We start from the raw sequence: 18,204 nt of genomic DNA on the forward strand, positions 1-18,204 counted from the left end.
GCCTTTATTCTCGGATTTTTTCACTTTTTAAAAATTGAATCAAATAAATCTGGGAATAACAGCGATCGGAGGGTTGTTCTGTCCTCGGAGTGGCAAGTGTAAATAATCTTTAATTTAATCTATAGATCAAGTCAAAAGTCCACAGTGTAATAGCTGCGGGCTTTTTGCTGTCTTGCTGTGTTAACGGAGATGATCTCCGGTTTTACCGGATAGTGGCAAACGTATGTTCCGAACCAAGTCAGATATGTTATACTGGGAATTAAAATCTTGTACGTGTGGTTTGGAGGATTAGACATGTCCGTTCGTTTTGTTATTGGCCGGGCAGGCAGCGGCAAAAGCTCGCTGATTACCCGGGAAATTACATCCCTGCTTCAACAAGAACCGCAAGGCAAACCTTTGATTTTACTCGTTCCCGAACAGAGTTCCTTTCGAACAGAGCAGGCATTGGTGTCTTCTGGAGCAATTAAAGGTACCATGCGTGCAGAAGTGCTCGGCTTTCGCCGTCTAGCCTATCGTGTAATGCAGGAAGCAGGCGGTTCTGCTCGTATTCCAATCGGAGCCGAAGGCAAAAAGATGCTGCTCTACAAAGTAATCCAGCGCCGTAAGGAAGAACTGAAGCTGTTTGGTGCATCCGGCAGCCAGCTGGGTTTTATAGGGGAATTAAATGACTTATATAGTGAATTTAAACGTTATGAAGTTGATCCATCATTGCTGGAAGAAGGGCTGTCTGGATGGAATAACTCACCCACTTCGCCAATTCTGGAGGACAAGTTGCATGACTTGAATCTGATATATCGTGACTATGAACAGGAACTGACCAATTTATATATTGATGATGAAGACACGTTGACCGAGCTGACAAATCGTTTGTCGGAAAGTGCATTGCTGCAGGATGCCCAGATCTGGATTGATGGCTTTCAGGGATTCACACCACAGGAGATGAGTGTGATCGGTCGGCTGATGTTGCAGTCCTCTTCCGTGACGATTGCACTGACACTCGATCGCCCTTATGATCACGGCGCACTGCCTGGAGAACTGGAACTGTTTTATCCCACGGCGAGTGCCTACGCGCGTCTCAAAGGGATGGCTGATGAACTGGGTGTACCGAGCGATATAACCGTGCTAGATTCGGAGATTCCACCGAGATACAAGGATCGTCCGGGACTTGCTCATCTGGAGGCTGGTTTCGACCGCCGAATTCGGTGGAAAAGTGATGGCCTTGATTCCGGAATCCGACTGGTTGCAGCGGAGAACCGACGAGCTGAGATGGAGGGAGCACTGCGTGAGATGCGGCGTCTGGCGCAAAACGAAGGTGCGCGTTATCGGGATATGGCGGTACTTGTTCGTCAGTTGGATACCTACGCTGATATAGCTGAACCTCTATTCAGGGATTATGACGTACCCGTCTTTCTGGACCGCAGAAGAAATGAACTTCATCATCCATTATCTGAGTTTATCCGTTCCGCACTGGATATTGTTCGGCGCCACTGGCGTTACGAGGATGTATTTCGTTGTGTCAAAACGGATCTGCTGCTTCCGCGTGATGGTTCCATCACTCGTGAAGATATGGACCAGCTTGAGAATTATGTACTGGCTTGTGGTATTCACGGGTATCGCTGGACTGACGGCAAACCATGGAAGTATGTACCAAGCCTGTCGCTGGAAGACAACGGTCAGGATGGCCGTAGTCGAGGACGGGACCAGATGCTTTCTTTAATGGAGAGCTGCCGAACGGTCATTACAGATTCCTTGGGTGTTTTTGAGAAACGAATGAAAAAGGCAAAGACAGCAAAAGCCCAGTGCGAGGCACTATACAGACTGTTGGAAGATGCTGAGATCGCATGGAAGTTGGAACATATGTCTGCTGAAGCTAAGGCTCAAGGTGACCCCGAACGGTCGAGAGAACATCGGCAGATGTGGGGAGCTGTGCTGGATCTATTGGATCAGATGGTAGATATGATGGGGAATGAACGGCTGGATATCACGCTGTTTGCCGGGATGATTGAGACCGGATTGACGGAACTGAAGCTGGGTCTGGTACCACCAGCACTGGATCAGGTATTGGTTGGTTCGATGGACCGTACACGTCTTCAGGACATCAAATATGTATTTATCCTTGGTGCAGTTGATGGTGAATTACCCGCCGTACCTCAGGATGATGGTGTATTAACGGAACTGGAGAGAGCGTTACTGACGGAACGAGGCATGGCGCTTGGACCAGGTGCAACAAGGCAAATGTTAGATGAACGTTTTCTGATCTATACGGCACTTACAGCGGCAAGCAGCCAGTTGTGGCTGAGTTACCCGGTTGCTGATGATGAGGGAAAAGCACTGCTTCCTTCCGAGATTGTCCGCCATGTACGGAAAATGTTTGGTCTACAAGAACAGCCATTGCTCGCTCAACCACCGGTTGTGAACTCGGAAGAAGCGCATTGGTCCTATGTCACCCATCCAGGTCAGAGTCTATCTGCGCTTATTGGACAATTGCGCAAATGGCGCCGCGGAGAAGACATCCCTGAAATGTGGTGGGCGGTCTACAATTGGCATGTATCTCGGGAGACAAGCAGACCTCAGTTGGAGCGGTTGATGGGATCGATCTTTTATCGTAATCGGGCATTACCACTACGTACAGCTACCAGTCGCAGATTGTATGGCACAGAGGTGAGGACGAGTGTCTCGCGAATGGAGCGGTTCGTAGCCTGTCCGTTCTCTCATTTTGCTTCGCATGGGCTACGCCTCAAAGAACGGCAATTGTACCGTCTTCAGGCTCCTGATATCGGACAGCTGTTTCATGCTGCACTAAGCCAGCTGGCTATGCGGTTGCGCGAAGAAAATCGTAGTTGGGGCAGTTTGACTCCAGACCAATGCCGTCAGGAAGCCGAGCAAACTGTGGAGCAGATTGCACCACAGCTGCAAGGGGAAATTTTGCTAAGCACCAAGCGATACGGTTATATTTTCCGCAAATTGAAGGACATTGTTAGTCGGGCATCCGTTATTCTCGGTGAACAGTCCAGACGTGGAAGTTTTGAACCGATTGGGCTGGAGCTTGATTTTGGACCGGATAAAACACTGCCGCCACTACGTTTTGAACTGGAGAACGGATGTGTGATGGAGATCGTGGGTCGGATTGACCGTGTGGATGTGGCAGAAGGCGAGAATGGTCTGCTCTTGCGTGTCATTGACTATAAATCAAGCCAGACGGACCTCAAGTTACATGAAGTGTACTATGGTCTGTCATTGCAGATGCTCACCTATCTGGAGGTGCTACTTAGTGCTGCCGAAGAATGGCTTGGGGAAACGGCGATGCCGGGAGGGACGTTGTATTTCCATGTGCATAACCCGCTGTTGCAATCCGCAAACGGCATGACATCGGAGCAGGCAGGACAAGAACTGCTGAAACGGTTCAAAATGAAAGGTTTGCTGCTCGCGGACCGGGATGCAATTGCACAAATGGACAACACCCTGGATAAGGGGTATTCAGCTATTATTCCGGTTGCCCTCAAAGCAGATGGCAGCTTTTATAGCAGTGCCGCTGTAGCTACGCCAGAGCAATGGGATACGCTGCTTGCTTCGGTACGCAGTAATATCCGCGAGATTGGTACCCGAATTACGGATGGAGATGTAGCCATTGAGCCTTATCGTATTCAGCAGGAAGTGGCGTGCACATTCTGTCCGTATAAGCCTGTATGTCAGTTTGATGAGAATATAGAAGGAAATGAATACAACCTGTTGTCCAAACCGGGCAAACAACAAATCTGGGATATGTTATCTCACACCAAGGGAGGGGAAACATCATGACGAATATGCCCAAACCGGAAGGAAGCTTCTGGAGTGATGACCAGTGGAGTGCCATCTCGGAAAGCGGAGAAGACATTCTGGTTGCCGCTGCAGCGGGATCAGGCAAAACAGCTGTATTGGTTGAACGAATTATTCGTAAGATTGCAGATCCCTCCCAAGGATTCAGTGTGGATCGCTTGCTTGTAGCTACATTTACCAAAGCGGCCGCCGCCGAGATGAAACAACGGATTCGGGAAGCGCTGGAACGTGCGCTTGAAGAACAACCTGGAGAAGAGCATCTGCGTAAGCAGCTGTCGCTGCTTGGACGGGCATCGATTACAACGCTGCATTCATTCTGTATGGAAGTCATTCGCCGTTACTATCAGCAAATTCCGTTGAACCCGGCTTTCCGTATCCTGAATGAAAATGAAGCGGAAATCATGCGCCAGGAACTACTCGAAGAACTATTTGAGGAAAAGTATGGCGAAGAAGATGAAGGGAGTACATTCCGCGAATTGGTGGACTGGTTCAGTGGAGAACGAAATGATGATGCGATGCATCGACTGGTGCAACGATTGTATGATTTCTCCCGCAGTCATTCCTGGCCGGATCATTGGCTCTCAGAGATGGCATCTGCTTTTCAGGTGGAAAGTGTGGAGGCACTTGGACATTCAGCATGGGTTCAGAGTATTTTGCGTGATGCGGCTCTTGCTTTGAGTGGTGCGGCAGGACTGCTCCGTCAAGGCATCCATATTTCCATGCAGCCTGAAGGACCGGCACCTTATGCAGATACGTTAAAAGAAGACCTGGTGATGGTAGAAGAGCTGTTGTCTGCGGCCCAGGTTATGCCATGGGAAAGGTTGCCTGAAGTGTTTCAACCCGCTACATTTGGCAAACTGAAACCCTGCAAAAAGGATCAAACGGACCCTGCTTTACAAGATCAGGTGAAGGAACTCCGTGAGGCTGCGAAAAAGGCAGTTACCGACCTGAAAGGTTCATTGTTTGGAAGAAGTGCGTTTTCGTTCTGGCAGGAGCTGGAGCAAGCGGCACCACTCATGCAGGAGTTGTCGAGGTTGGTTAGTACATTTGGAGAACGTTATCGACAGGCCAAACAGGAACGTGGGCAAGTTGACTTCAGTGATCTGGAGCATTACTGCCTTCACATTTTGCGGCATGAGGATTCAACGCCTGAACTGTCGATGCCTTCCGACGCGGCTATGGAGTACCGTTCACGATTCGATGAAGTGTTACTAGATGAATATCAGGACACCAATACAGTTCAGGAAGATATCGTCAAGCTGATCTCCAGAGAAAACCCGGGTAACCGATTCATGGTAGGTGATGTCAAACAGAGTATCTACCGTTTCCGGTTGGCTGAGCCAGGTCTGTTTATGAACAAGTATCGCCAATATGGAGCGAGCACACGTGAGGACGGAATGGTGGAAAATCATCTGAATCGTACAGGTCAACGTATTGATCTTGCGCGGAATTTCCGCAGTCGTGCGGAAGTCGTGCATTCGGTCAATATGATATTTCGGCAACTCATGAACGAAGGTGTGGCAGAGATTGCTTACGATGAACGAGCTCAACTGGCATACGGGGCTACGTTCCCGTCAGAAACGATTGGTGATGAGGCGTATACACCTGAACTCATGCTGATCGATCGTCAGGGCGGTGGTCCTGATCTGACAGAGAGTACGGATGAGAACGGGGATGCATCGGTCTCCGCAGAACTGGAGAGTGCCGAACTTGAGACAGCCCAGTTGGAAGCACGGGCGATTGCAAGGCGTATTCGTGAGATGGTTGGGGATACGGACAAACCTGCCCTCCATGTATATGACAAAGCCCTGCAAACGATGCGCCCGGCACGTTACGGTGACATGGTCATCTTGCTGCGTTCGACCTTGATGTGGGCTCCGCTCATGATTGAAGAATTCAGACAGCAGGGAATTCCTGCTGGAGGAGAACAGAGCAAGGGTTACTTCCAGGCTACGGAAGTGGAAATCATGATGTCTCTGCTTCAGCTTGTTGATAATCCAAGGCAGGATATTCCGCTCGCTTCCGTGCTTCGTTCCCCGATTGTTGGACTGGATGAAGAAGAACTGGCACAGATTCGGCTCGGGGACAAAAGACAGTCATTCTACGATGCAGTTATATTGGCTGCTGGAGAATGGGACGATTCCTCCACTAATGCCGTACAACAATCCCTGCAGGATAATCATCCTGATTCCAATATCGTCCAGTTGCAGTGGCCGGAAGCCTGGTCAGAGATGGAACAAGGACAGCGGGAGACAGCCGCTTCTGTCGAGGCAGAGATCCTGGATGATGGATATGAATTCGATGTGCATACAGAAGGAATTCAAGATGCTGGTTTTACTGGACATGCAAGCGAGGATATGGGCGTTACGGAGATTTCAGGCTCGGAGTTGCAGCAGAAGTTAATTCGCTTTATGCGTCAATTGGAGCAGTGGAGACTTGAGGCAAGACAAGGCAGTCTAAGTGAACTGATCTGGCGTATGTATCGGGAAACCGGGTATTTAGACTGGGTTGGTGGTCTTCCCGGAGGACTGCAACGTCAAAGTAATCTTAAGGCATTGTATGATCGCGCACGACAATATGAGGAATCAACTGCAAATCGCGGCTTGTTCCGTTTCCTGACCTATGTCTCAAGATTGCGGGAAAACGGGGGAGACCTCGGGACTGTAGCAGGTAGTTCTGGTGAGCAGGACAACGCCGTACGTATCATGACGATTCACCGGAGTAAGGGTTTGGAGTTTCCGATTGTCTTTGTTGGTGGCATATCCAAGATGTTTAATCAACAGGATCTGAACGCACCGTTTCTAATGCATAAGGAACTGGGATTTGGTCCAAGGTTTGTGGATCGTGAGAACCGGGTTGCCTATCCTACATTAGCCAATCTGGCGATTCGTCGTCGTGCGCAATTTGAACTGCTTGCTGAAGAGATGCGTGTGTTGTACGTTGCATTGACCCGCCCCAAAGAGAAAATGATTCTGCTGGGTACCGTAAAAGATGCCGCGAAAAAAGCGCTGGCGTGGTCTCAGGTCAAGGACAGCCCTGAATTGGCATTGCCAGACTATCTGCTTGCTGCAGGACGGAGCTACCTGGACTGGATTGGACCATCCCTGATGAGACATCCAGATGCGGCTGTGCTGCGTGAACTTGCTGGAAGCAATGATTCGTTCTCAACCTGTCTTGCAGATGATCAATCACGATGGGAGATTTCTATTATTTCCGCCGATCAGGTATCCCGTGATCATGTGGTGGATCAGACACTTGGAGAAGAAGACGGGATGACTGAGGTGCGGAAAGAACGACTTGCTGCACTAAAAGCGGTTCAGCCTGTGAAGTTGGTTCCATCCTCAACCGTAGAAGAGCTGATGAAGAGTGTACAAGATACGGCTAACCAAAACATTGAAGATGCAGGTACAGATACAGTAGCCCTTCAAGAAGAAGAGACACGGCTGATTCGCGAAGTTGATCAACGGCTTTCGTGGACATATCCCTATGAAGCAGCAACTCAGGTGGCAGCCAGTACATCTGTCACGGAGTTGAAAACGTTACTTGCGATGCAGGATATCCAGTCGGTAGAGGTCATGGAGGAACTGGGAGAGCAGTCCGAGGCATTATTGGATTACAACACACCAGGAATCAATCACACCAAAGATGAAGCAAGCCATGTACTACGTGGCATATCCAGTGAATTGAACGAGCATGAGACTGGATCAGGGTTAGATTCAAACGGTAAAGTGAACGTTCAGGATGCGGGATCTGCGGGCACGTCTTTTAAATTGCATCTGCGTCGTCCCAAATTTATGGGAGAGAAACAACTGACAGGAGCAGAACGGGGGAACGTGTATCATACGTTGATGCAGCATCTTCCTATAGATGGAACAGCCATTGATTCACAACTTATTGAGCAGACCATTCAGCGATTGGTGGAGCTCCAGATTTTGCTGTCCCATCACGCGGAGGTTATCGAACCGGAAGAGCTGGTCGGATTTTTCGATACAGAACCAGGGAAAGAGCTGTTGCGTGCAGCGTGGGTGAAAAGGGAGATTCCGTTTGTGTATGGACTTCCGGCACATCAGTCCCCTGCGGAGTGGTTACATGAACGGGCAGCGAACTCAGATATGCTCAAGATAAATGAAGATAGCAAAATGCAAGCATCAATTGAAAATGAAACCGTGCTTGTACAGGGGATTATCGATTGTCTCTATGAGGTGGACGGCGAGCTTGTCTTGCTTGATTACAAGACGGATCGAGTGTTGGAGCATCGTGGTGGTTTGGATGAACTCACCAAAAATTATCGCTTCCAGCTGGATCTGTATGGACGGGCTATTGAAGATATATTAGGTCGGAAAGTTGACCGGAAATGGCTGTACTTTTTTGATGGTGGACATGCAGTGGAATTGTAAAAGAACTGGATCGGAAATTATAACCATGGATTTCATATGGGAGAGGGGTGGAACGGACGATGCGTATTTTGCATACAGGGGACTGGCATTTGGGAAAAACGCTTGAAGGACGAAGCCGACTTCGTGAACAGGAAGATTTTGTTGATGAACTCGTCAGGGTGGCTGATGAGCAGCAGGCGGATGCCATATTGATGGCCGGAGATGTGTATGATTCGGTGAATCCTCCCGCAGCGGCGGAACAACTTTTTTATGAAGCGGCAGCGCGTCTGACGGAGCATGGAAGACCCCTCGTGGTGATTGCAGGAAATCATGATCAGCCAGAGCGGGTGGCTTCTGTGACTCCGCTTGTGAACAGACAGGGCATCACACTCGTAGGGATGCCTACTTCAGAAGCGGTGACCATCCATGCAAAGCGAACCGGAGAAATTGCACAGATTGCCGCATTACCTTATCCTTCTGAAGCCAGATTGAATGAACTGCTGACAACAGATGGGGACGAAAATGTGCTTCGTCAGGCATACAGTCACCGTGTGGGCATGTTAATGCAGCGTCTGGCAGCTTCTTTTCGCCCGGATACCGTGAACTTGGCCATGAGTCATATCTATGTGCTCGGCGGACTTGAGAGTGATTCGGAACGTCCGATTCAGATCGGTGGGGCCTACACGGTGGACCCTTCATCTTTATCGACTGGTGCGCAATACACGGCACTTGGGCATCTTCATCGTGCACAGGCTGTCAAAGGAGACGGTGTGATTCGATATAGCGGTTCTCCTCTCGCCTACAGCTTCTCGGAAGCGGGGCAGAGCAAGTCTGTTACAATGGTTGATCTGGCACCGGGCGGAGCTGCACAGGTGGAGGAAGTTTTGTTAACTTCCGGGCGTCCGCTTGTGCGTTGGCAGGCCCGTGGTGGTCTGGCAGAAGTATATCGCTGGCTGGATGAGGGACGTGATCCGCAGGCTTTTATCGACATGGAAGTGTGGCTGGACGAGGCGATGTCCCTGAAGGAGATTCAGCAGCTGCGAAAATCACATGAAGGTATCATTCATATTCGCCCGGTGTATCCCGAGATGGCTGCAGCAGGACTTTTGGAACAACGATCCGAGCTGCCGGTCCACGAACTGTTCCGTAAATTTTATCAGCGTCAGACGGGTGGTGCACAGCCGGAAGACAGCCTGGTACAGCTTTTCCTGGAACTTGTGGATGAAGACGAGCCGGGTGTGCGTGAGGAGGTCGAGGAAAGATGAAGCCCATTTTATTAAAAGTTGCCGGACTGCAAAGTTATCGGGAGATGCAAGAGATTGATTTTACCGTGCTGACAGAGACGGGGCTATTCGGTATTTTCGGTCCAACGGGTAGTGGTAAATCTTCCTTGCTCGATGCCATCACACTCGCCATGTACGGAAAAGTGGAACGCGCGGTGAACGGGACGCAAGGCATTATGAATCATGCAGAGGATTCGTTGTCGGTTGCTTTTACATTTGAACTGATGTCGGCGGAAGGCGCTCGGAGGTTCCGGGTAGAGCGACGTTTCAAACGAAATAATGAAGTGTCGGTGAGTAACACGATCAGCAAATTCATAGAGACGGTCAATGGCGAAGAACAGGTACTTGCCGACAAATTGGCAGATGTTAATCGCTGTGTTGAAGATGTGATCGGTCTAAAGATGGATGATTTTACACGGGCAGTGGTGCTTCCGCAAGGGAAGTTTGCCGAGTTTTTGTCACTCAAAGGCAGTGAACGTCGCCAGATGCTGCAACGATTATTCCATCTGGAAAAGTATGGGGACCAGTTGGCCATCAAATTAAGTCGGCGGGTCAAGGATAATGATATGGTTCACCAATCTCTCGCTGCAGAGCAACAGGGACTTGGCAATGCCAGCAAGGAGACGATGGAAGAAACGAAACGTCTTCTTCAAACCGCTGTTCAGCAGTCTGAATTGTCCCGCAAAGCGCTGGATGAAGCTGCAAAGGAAGCTGAACAACTGGGTAAAATCCGTGAGTTAAGTAACGAACGGCAGGCCCGTACGGATGAACAGCAGAAGCTTAAAGCGCTGGAACCGCAGGTTGAGGCAGGCGAACAACGGCTTAAACAATCCGTTGCGGCAGATGCAATACTGCCTGCGTTGCAGACGGTTCAAGATGCGACAACTACACAGAAGCAGCGGCAGGATACTGCCGAGACAACTCATCAGCAAGCACTGGAACATGAGCGTCTGGCTGTTCAGGAAGCGGATAAGGCTGAGACGGCACGTAAGCAAATGACTGAGGAAGAACCGAAACTTTTGCTGCGCCTGGAGCAACTCGAACAAGCAAAAGAGCTGCAACGGGAACGGGACGGGCTTCAGGCCGATTGCTCGCGCCTCGCGCAGCAGCTGGAACAGGGGCAGGGCGAACAGACTGCGCTGGGACAGCAGCTTGAGAAAGAAAAGGAGCTGCAACAGCGCGGACGCAAACGGCGTGAGGAACTTCAGGAGAGCCTCAAGCCAAATGAAGTGAAGTCAGAGGAACGCAGGCAACTTCAAGCTGCGCTTGAACTGAAACATCGTGTGGATACTGCCGCGGAGCAGTTGCAGCAAAACAAGGCCGACATGCAAGCCTATAAGCAGTCGGCAGAACAGGGAGCCGACAAGCTGAAGGCGGCGGCTGAGGAAGAAAAACGCCTGAGTGATCAGCGTCAGCATCTGGTAGAACAGGCGTCAGCAGGTCTTGAGGCCTTGCTTGCCTGTGAGCAGGATATTAGCCGCGAACAAAGCCTGCTGGCCCTTGCAGAGGAACAGCTGCGTGGCACGATGCGCGAGCAGGAGCTGCACCGGCTGTCCTCCGCCTTGCGCGCCGAGCTGCGTGACGGCGAGCCGTGCCCGGTGTGCGGCTCGCCGCATCACCCACTCCCGGCTGCGCCGCCGGGAGAAGGTTCGCACGCAGGCGATGCGGACTTGGAACTGCTGCGCAGCCTGCACGCGGAGCTGCAGGAGCTGCGCTTTGGGCTGCGCCAGCAGCTGCACGAACGTCGCAGCCTGCTGACGCAGCTTGGCGCTGCGGCCGGCGAAGCTCCGGCCGCAGCCGAGGCCGCGCCTGCGGCAGCGGAGCCCGAGCCCGCCGGGTCGCCCGAACACGGGCGCTCCCCGGCAGGCTGGGCATCGCGTGCCGCTGCGCTGCGCGAAGCCGCGCAGGCGCTGGCTGCCGCAGCAGCGCCGCTCCAGGTCGAAGCCGCCGCGTTGCAGCAGGCGGCTGTGGGCGCTCAGCAGCGCCGCATGGAAGCGGCAGCTGCGCAAGAGGCCGGCCGTGCCGGGCTCGCCCAGGCGGAGCGCAAGCTGGCCGAGAGCGAGGCTGCAGCGGCTGCCTTGCAGGGCCGCTGGGCCGCGGAACTGCCAGGCATCGCACAGGAGGAGGCCAAGGCCCTCTATCAGGCGATGCAGGAGCGCGATGCGCGCGCCGAAGACATCAAGGAACGTCTGAACAAAAGCGTGACGTTCCTTGAGGAAAAAGACGAAATCATTCAATCTCTCCAGCAGAAGCTGGTGGAATTGGATAAACAACTGATTCAGTGGCAAACGGAGTGGCAGGGCAATAGCAAACAGCTGGCCGAGAAGGAAGAGCGCTTGCGCCAGTGGGTTGGAGAGCAGCGGGTAGAAGATCTGATTACTGCGGCTCAGGCTCGTCTGGATGGACTGCGTAAAACAGCTTCGGACTCGGCACAACGCTTCAAAGAAGCGGACACGCTGAAGCAGGAATCAGCCAAGAAAGACGTTATGGCTCAGCAGGCAGCCGCCTCGGCCACAGAACATCTGCAACAGGCACAGGAACGCTGGCGGCAATTGCTGGAACAATCCCCGTTTGACTCGGATGATGCTGTTGTGTCTGCGGCAATTCCTTCCCACGAAGCCGAGCGACTGGCAGGAGAGATCCAGCAACACCGTGAACGTGAGCGTGAACTGGCATCCCAGTTGCGTGAATTGGAACAAAAGCTGGGTGGTGCTGTCGTATCAGAGGAACAGTGGTTAGCCTGCACCGAACGTTTGCAGCAGGTCCGAATTGAGGACGAGGCTGCCCTTCGTGCTAAAGCACGTGCAGAACGTGATCTGGAGGATGTGGAGCAGCGACATGTTCGCTGGACCGAACTGGAGAACAAGCGGGTGGAGGTAAGCCGTCAAGGCGAACTGCTCAGCAAGCTGCAATCCGCGTTCAGAGGCAATGCTTTTGTAGAGTATATTGCGGAGGAACAACTGATGCAGGTTAGTCATGCGGCATCTCAGCGTTTGCGCTTCCTGACCAAACAGCGTTATTCACTGGAGGTGGATTCCGGTGGTGGTTTTGTGATTTGTGATGATGCCAACGGGGGAGTCAAACGACCGGTATCAACGTTGTCAGGTGGCGAGACGTTTTTGACTTCGTTGTCACTGGCCTTGGCACTGTCGGCCCAGATTCAGCTGCGAGGTCAGTACCCACTTCAATTCTTCTTCCTGGATGAAGGGTTTGGTACACTTGACCCTGAGCTGTTGGATACTGTCATTACGTCTCTGGAAAAATTGCATGACGACCGATTGGCTGTTGGTGTAATCAGTCACGTGCCTGAACTGCGTGCACGCTTGCCGCGCAAACTTGTGGTGATTCCGGCAGGTGAAGCCGGAAACGGCTCACGTGTGGTCTTGGAGACCCTGTAGAGGGCAATGTGTAAGCAATATAGATCATAGAAGCGCCTCTAATAGTCCAAGCAAAATGAATAATAGAGGTTGTTCAAAAAGTCTGCTTTTGATTACGAATGGTGCCTAGCGGCATCATCAACATCGAATATGGAATTCAGCCGAAATAAGTAGGGGCTTACGAAGGTTGTTTCCTTCGGAAACATTGCGGTTGCTCACGTAGCTCTATCTATGCTCCGCTACTCCATTTCTAGCTTTATCCCGTCTTTTTGGTACTGAAAACCGCCCTTTTTAAACACGCACTATTACGGAATATTATTTTTGTAAAAATATTTCTTTTCTTGCTTTTATAACATAGCGGAGTGAGTTACATCACAGATACAGGTTCATCCCGCTGTTATACTACAGTTAAGCCGACAAACTTTATTTAAGTACCCCGGCGGACATCTGATCAGGACGTTTCCTGAATAGATGTCCGCGCAGCAGACTTCCAAGGAAGCCGCTCACGGGGTGCTTCTTTTTTGTGTTTTTTCGTCAGTAGTGTCAATTCGCCCAGTTCTGAATACCATGAAAAGGTGATCAAGAGCAGAATCAGGGAGGCGTTGGCAAGTGGAAAAAGTGGAAGCGAAGAAAATATGCAAGGAACACATGCACCGTTATGTATGTGTACAGATGAATGACGGTATGCACTACGATGGCATTATGGAAAATGTGGATGACGAAATGATCTACTTGGCTGTTCCCGTTGGACCAGAAGCCATGGTGAATCATGCGAACTGGGCTCCAAATGCAATGCCGGGAGCGAACTATCCGATAGGTCATACTCGCGGATTTTATCCAGGTTACGGCTACCCTACACCTTATCCGTATTATGGTTATGGCCGTAGACGTTTTAACCGACTGGTGCTCCCGTTATTTGCGCTTACAGCGTTAACCCTTTTACCGTACTATTGAAATTAAAAAAAACAGGCACAACTACAGTGATTCATTCTCATGCTTCTTATGAAATCTCGAAAATAACTAGCTGAGGATGGATGTTTCATTCATGGTACAGTACAGCAAGAAATAGAGAGGTCTTATCACATACGGAGTCTCAGCCTGATGTATCGCAACAGTCATTGCAATACTACAGGCAACATACCGAATATCCAAAAAAGGTCATGCCTGTGCAGAAGCGAACTTCTGTAAGGTAAGACCTTTTTTTGAACCTAATTAGTGTAAGGTCGATGATGAATGGATGGAACAACGGGTGCATTTTAAACCTGTTGAAAGCAGAAGCCAGCCTTAACGTGTCCGTAGCAGCAAGCGACGTAGCTGCATCCTGAATAAGCGAGAACGTGCCCATGAGTGAGCGAACGATCAAGACACCGCAAAGTGTAATTCTCTATTCCGATAAAAAGCTTCCCTTCGGGTGGAATCGATGCTGTTCTCTTGCCCACGATTGGAGGAGCAGAGCATGATGTGAGCGCTGAAGAATCTGAGGCATCTTATTCAAGGATTTGAAGCACCCGCAAAATTTTAAGGAATCTGAGACACGTTATAACCGAATAAACAGCCGCTTTCAGCATTTTTTTGAGTTATTTCGGGAAATAACGTGCCTGATGTTCCTTATAATTTCAAATGAGAGCCTGAACATCAAATAAGACGTCCTGTGTTCCTTGGAAAATCGTCCACTACTCCCTCTCCAAGATCAGCCAGCATGGACTTCAAAATGTACTTAACTTAATGCAGATTTCAAATCCTCAAGTAAATCTTCAACATCCTCGATCCCAACGGAGATCCGAATCAAACCATCCGTGATCCCCAATTCTTGCCGACGTTCATAGGGAATGGAAGCATGTGTCATTCGGGCAGGGACAGAAATTAAACTTTCCACCGCGCCCAGACTTTCAGCCAATGTGAAATAACGGACTTTGCTTAACACGTCATCTACTTTTTCAGCACTGCCTACATCAAAGGAAACCATACCGCCATATCCTCTCGCTTGCGTGGAAGCGAGCTTATGCTGTGGATGGTCGGGCAACCCGGGATAATAAACTTTGCTCACCGTTGGATGCTGATTCAGAAATGTCACAAGCTGCTCTGTATTGCTTTCTTGCGCTTCCATCCGTAATCCCAATGTTTTAAGACCTCGCATTAACAACCAGGAATCCATGGGTCCCAGGACTGCGCCGATTGCATTTTGGATAAAATGCAGATCTTCTCCAAGTTGCTCGCTGTTAACAACCGCAAGTCCTGCCACGACATCACTATGACCACCGATATATTTCGTTGCAGAATGCAGTACAATATCTGCCCCCAGAGCCAGCGGTGTCTGCCAATAAGGCGTACTAAACGTGTTATCCACGATGAACAACAATTCATGTTGTTTCGACCATTTCGCTACAGAAGCAATATCGGTGACCTTGAGTAACGGATTGGTAGGTGTTTCTACATAGATGGCCTTCGTATTGGATTGCAAAGCTTGCTCCAGTGCTTGTAGTGAGGTGGTATCTACAAAGGTAGACTCGATCCCCAGACGATTCAGCACCTTGGTGAAAATGCGATAGGTCCCGCCGTATACATCATCCGTTAGAATGACGTGATCTCCAGTTTTCAACAGAGACATTACAGCGTGAATTGCAGCCATTCCCGAACTAAAAGCAAAACCTCGAACGCCATCCTCCAGCTCTTTAATAACTTCTTCTAACGCATGACGGGTAGGGTTGCCTGTACGTGAATACTCGTATCCTTTGTGTACGCCAACCGATTCCTGCTCATACGTGCTTACTTGATAGATCGGTACACTCACTGCCCCAGTGTGTGGATCACCAACAATACCTGCATGAATCAGCTTTGTTTTGGGTCTCATTTCATTGACCTCCATTATAGATATTTTGACTTAAATACCGTTCGCTGCTATCCGGAAAAATAACGACGATGTTACTTCCCGGAGGTGCGTGAACGGCTTCGTTTAATGCGGCTTGCATCGCTGCACCTGAGGAACTTCCTACCAGTATGCCTTCCAACAAGGCCAGATCCTTGACCCGCTCAAAGGCATCTTCATCTGAGATCGTATGAATGGCATCAAAGTAACTCACATCCATAAAAGGAGATAACGTTTCGACCCCTATTCCTTCTGTACGATGTGGTCCCGATGGACCTCCTCCGAGAATCGAACCTTCGGGTTCTACGATACATGTTTTAATTAACGGTTTTTGCTCCTTCAAATAGCGAGATACTCCCATGAAAGTTCCGCCAGACCCGGCTCCGGCGATATATACATCCACCTGCCCGTTCAGATCACGCCAAATCTCAGGGCCCAGATGTTCATAATGTGCGAGTGGGTTATCCGCATTGGAGAACTGACCTGGAATATACGAGTCCGGTATTTCTTTCGCCAGCGATTCCGCCTTGCGTATGGCACCAGTGATTCCTTCGGATGTGGGTGTGTTGACGACCGTAGCACCAAGGGCTTTCATCAACTGCTGCTTCTCAACGCTGAACTTCTGAGGTACGGTGAAAATGACCTTTAAATTCAGGCCTACAGCCGCCATTGCAAGACCAATTCCTGTATTACCGGCGGTAGCTTCAATCACCGTTCCACCTGGTTTAACATCTCCTCGTGCCAAGGCCTGCTCCAATAAAAACTTGCCGATCCGGTCTTTCACACTTCCTCCAGGATTCATGAATTCCAGTTTGGCGAACAGGCGGATTCCTTCCGGTAATGGATAACGAGTTAATTCAAGCAGAGGCGTATTACCTATAAGTTCCTGTACATGCTGATAAACGGTCAAATTAACCAATCTCCTTTTGTGTGTCATTAACCATACATATTTGTTTAATTGGGAAAAGTGCGTGATAAAACCATATTTCAATAAAATGGCTTGGTATACATCCAATGTCGTATAGTGTTCGACTTGATGATAGATGGAGAGTTGACCTAGATTACCTGGTTGTGTGTCTAGAGATTGGACGTGGGTTTTTACTTCTAGTATGATAGAAGGGAATACATACACTGGAATACAAAGGAGGGTATGAACTATGGATTGCTTATTTTGCAAAATTGTAGAGGGCAGCATTCCCTCCAATAAAGTGCTTGAGAATGACCATGTTATCGTTTTTCATGACATCCAGCCCGCTGCACCGACGCATGTTCTTGTCATTCCGAAGAAACATATTGCTTCCATGAATGAAGTTACTGCAGAAGATCTGCCATTGATCGGCGAGATTCATCTGGCTGCTCAAGAAGCGGCTAAGCGTCTTGGCGTGGAGGAAACAGGATATCGCTTAATCAACAATTGTGGTAAGGATGGAGAACAAACCGTTCATCATCTGCATTACCATTTGTTGGGTGGTACCAGACTTGGCGTGTTGACAAGTCTGTCCGATTCTCACAAATAAACGAGCTAATGGGTACTAATATTGAGGATTTAGTCATATGCATTAAATCCACGAATGTGTGACCAAATGCTTATATAATGAATTCATTTCATAATACCTTTGAGTTATAAAATGGATTCAAATAAGTGATCATTACATTGAGGTTGACACCTTTATTACCTTTCGCCTATAATGAAAGATGATGAACCGTGTTATTGCTCTTGGACGGTCTGGTCGGAGGGAGGGAAAACTGGTGTCTGAAACTAAAGTTCGCAAAAACGAGACTATTGATGCTGCACTTCGTCGTTTTAAACGCTCCATCGCTAAAGATGGCGTATTGGCTGAGGTGAAGAAACGTAAGCATTATGAGAAGCCAAGCGTAAAGCGCAAGAAAAAGTCCGAGGCTGCTCGTAAGAGAAAGTTTTAGGAGGATTTTAACTACATGAATCTTAGCGAACGATTGAACGAAGATATGAAGCAAGCGATGAAGAGTAAGGACAAGTTCAGACTCTCCAACATTCGGTTGATTCGTTCGACGATCAAGAATCTTGAAATAGATTTGAAAAGAGATTTGGATGACAACGAAGTGCTTGATATCCTGAGTCGTGAAATCAAACAGCGCAAAGATGCCCTCCAAGAATTTGACAAAGCGGGCCGTGAAGATCTCGCGGCAAATGCAAAAGCGGAAATTGAAGTACTCATCCAGTACCTTCCCACACAGCTTACCGAAGAAGAAATTAAAGTTATTGTACAGCAGACCATCCAGGAAACCGGTGCTTCTTCGAAAGCCGAGATGGGGAAAGTCATGGCGGCCCTTATGCCGAAAGTTAAAGGCAAAGCGGACGGCAAACTGGTAAATCAAGCAGTTCAACAATTTCTGCAATAAAGCAAATCAATAAACACCTCCTGACTTGTCAGGAGGTGTTTTTTCCATTTATCAGAAAGCATGATGTCCTTGGGATGACGAAATTTCTTTTTAATGGTTAATAT

At 49.4% G+C, this 18,204-nt stretch carries 10 protein-coding genes; 8 read left to right on the plus strand and 2 right to left on the minus strand.

Features of this window, described 5'->3' with window-relative positions; translation table 11 throughout:
* Positions 1-294: 294 nt before the first annotated feature.
* The 5 genes from addB (at position 295) to MHI14_RS09155 (ending at position 13,806) form a co-directional block, all read left to right on the plus strand.
* On the plus strand, positions 295-3,798 hold the full coding sequence (gene addB, locus MHI14_RS09135) for a helicase-exonuclease AddAB subunit AddB (RefSeq protein ID WP_341130214.1): 3,504 nt from the start codon (positions 295-297) through the stop codon (positions 3,796-3,798).
* Entirely contained in the window at positions 3,795-8,213 is a 4,419-nt protein-coding gene (gene addA, locus MHI14_RS09140) for a helicase-exonuclease AddAB subunit AddA (protein ID WP_341130215.1), read from the plus strand. The genes addB and addA overlap by 4 nt, the downstream gene beginning before the upstream one ends.
* 59 nt (positions 8,214-8,272) lie before the next feature.
* Positions 8,273-9,457, plus strand: a complete 1,185-nt coding sequence (locus MHI14_RS09145; protein WP_036615059.1) for an exonuclease SbcCD subunit D — start codon at positions 8,273-8,275, stop codon at positions 9,455-9,457.
* Positions 9,454-12,873 (plus strand): SMC family ATPase, encoded by a 3,420-nt coding sequence (locus MHI14_RS09150; protein ID WP_341130216.1) that lies wholly within the window; start codon positions 9,454-9,456, stop codon positions 12,871-12,873. Before MHI14_RS09145 ends, MHI14_RS09150 begins: the two co-directional genes overlap by 4 nt.
* A gap of 588 nt (positions 12,874-13,461) precedes the next feature.
* On the plus strand, positions 13,462-13,806 hold the full coding sequence (locus tag MHI14_RS09155; RefSeq protein ID WP_036674796.1) for a hypothetical protein: 345 nt from the start codon (positions 13,462-13,464) through the stop codon (positions 13,804-13,806).
* A 763-nt stretch (positions 13,807-14,569) separates the two neighbouring features.
* Here MHI14_RS09155 and MHI14_RS09160 read toward each other — a convergent pair.
* The gene (locus tag MHI14_RS09160) at positions 14,570-15,703 is read right to left on the minus strand and encodes a bifunctional cystathionine gamma-lyase/homocysteine desulfhydrase (protein WP_339310130.1); all 1,134 of its coding nucleotides are present in this window, start codon (positions 15,701-15,703) and stop codon (positions 14,570-14,572) included.
* Position 15,704: 1 nt separating this feature from the next.
* Positions 15,705-16,628 carry a PLP-dependent cysteine synthase family protein gene (locus MHI14_RS09165; protein WP_341130217.1) on the minus strand — a complete coding sequence of 308 codons (924 nt, stop codon included), beginning with the start codon at positions 16,626-16,628 and terminating at the stop codon, positions 15,705-15,707.
* 247 nt (positions 16,629-16,875) lie between these two features.
* Between MHI14_RS09165 and MHI14_RS09170 the strand changes: the two genes are divergently transcribed.
* From MHI14_RS09170 to MHI14_RS09180, 3 genes are all read left to right on the plus strand, one after another.
* On the plus strand, positions 16,876-17,235 hold the full coding sequence (locus MHI14_RS09170; RefSeq protein WP_024628477.1) for a histidine triad nucleotide-binding protein: 360 nt from the start codon (positions 16,876-16,878) through the stop codon (positions 17,233-17,235).
* A gap of 232 nt (positions 17,236-17,467) precedes the next feature.
* The gene (rpsU, locus tag MHI14_RS09175; RefSeq protein WP_005547957.1) at positions 17,468-17,641 is read left to right on the plus strand and encodes a 30S ribosomal protein S21; all 174 of its coding nucleotides are present in this window, start codon (positions 17,468-17,470) and stop codon (positions 17,639-17,641) included.
* 15 nt (positions 17,642-17,656) lie between these two features.
* Positions 17,657-18,100 (plus strand): GatB/YqeY domain-containing protein, encoded by a 444-nt coding sequence (locus tag MHI14_RS09180; RefSeq protein ID WP_017687237.1) that lies wholly within the window; start codon positions 17,657-17,659, stop codon positions 18,098-18,100.
* Positions 18,101-18,204 lie beyond the last annotated feature (104 nt).

It is taken from the genome of Paenibacillus sp. FSL K6-2393, assembly GCF_038002545.1.
Classification (GTDB): Bacteria; Bacillota; Bacilli; order Paenibacillales; family Paenibacillaceae; genus Paenibacillus.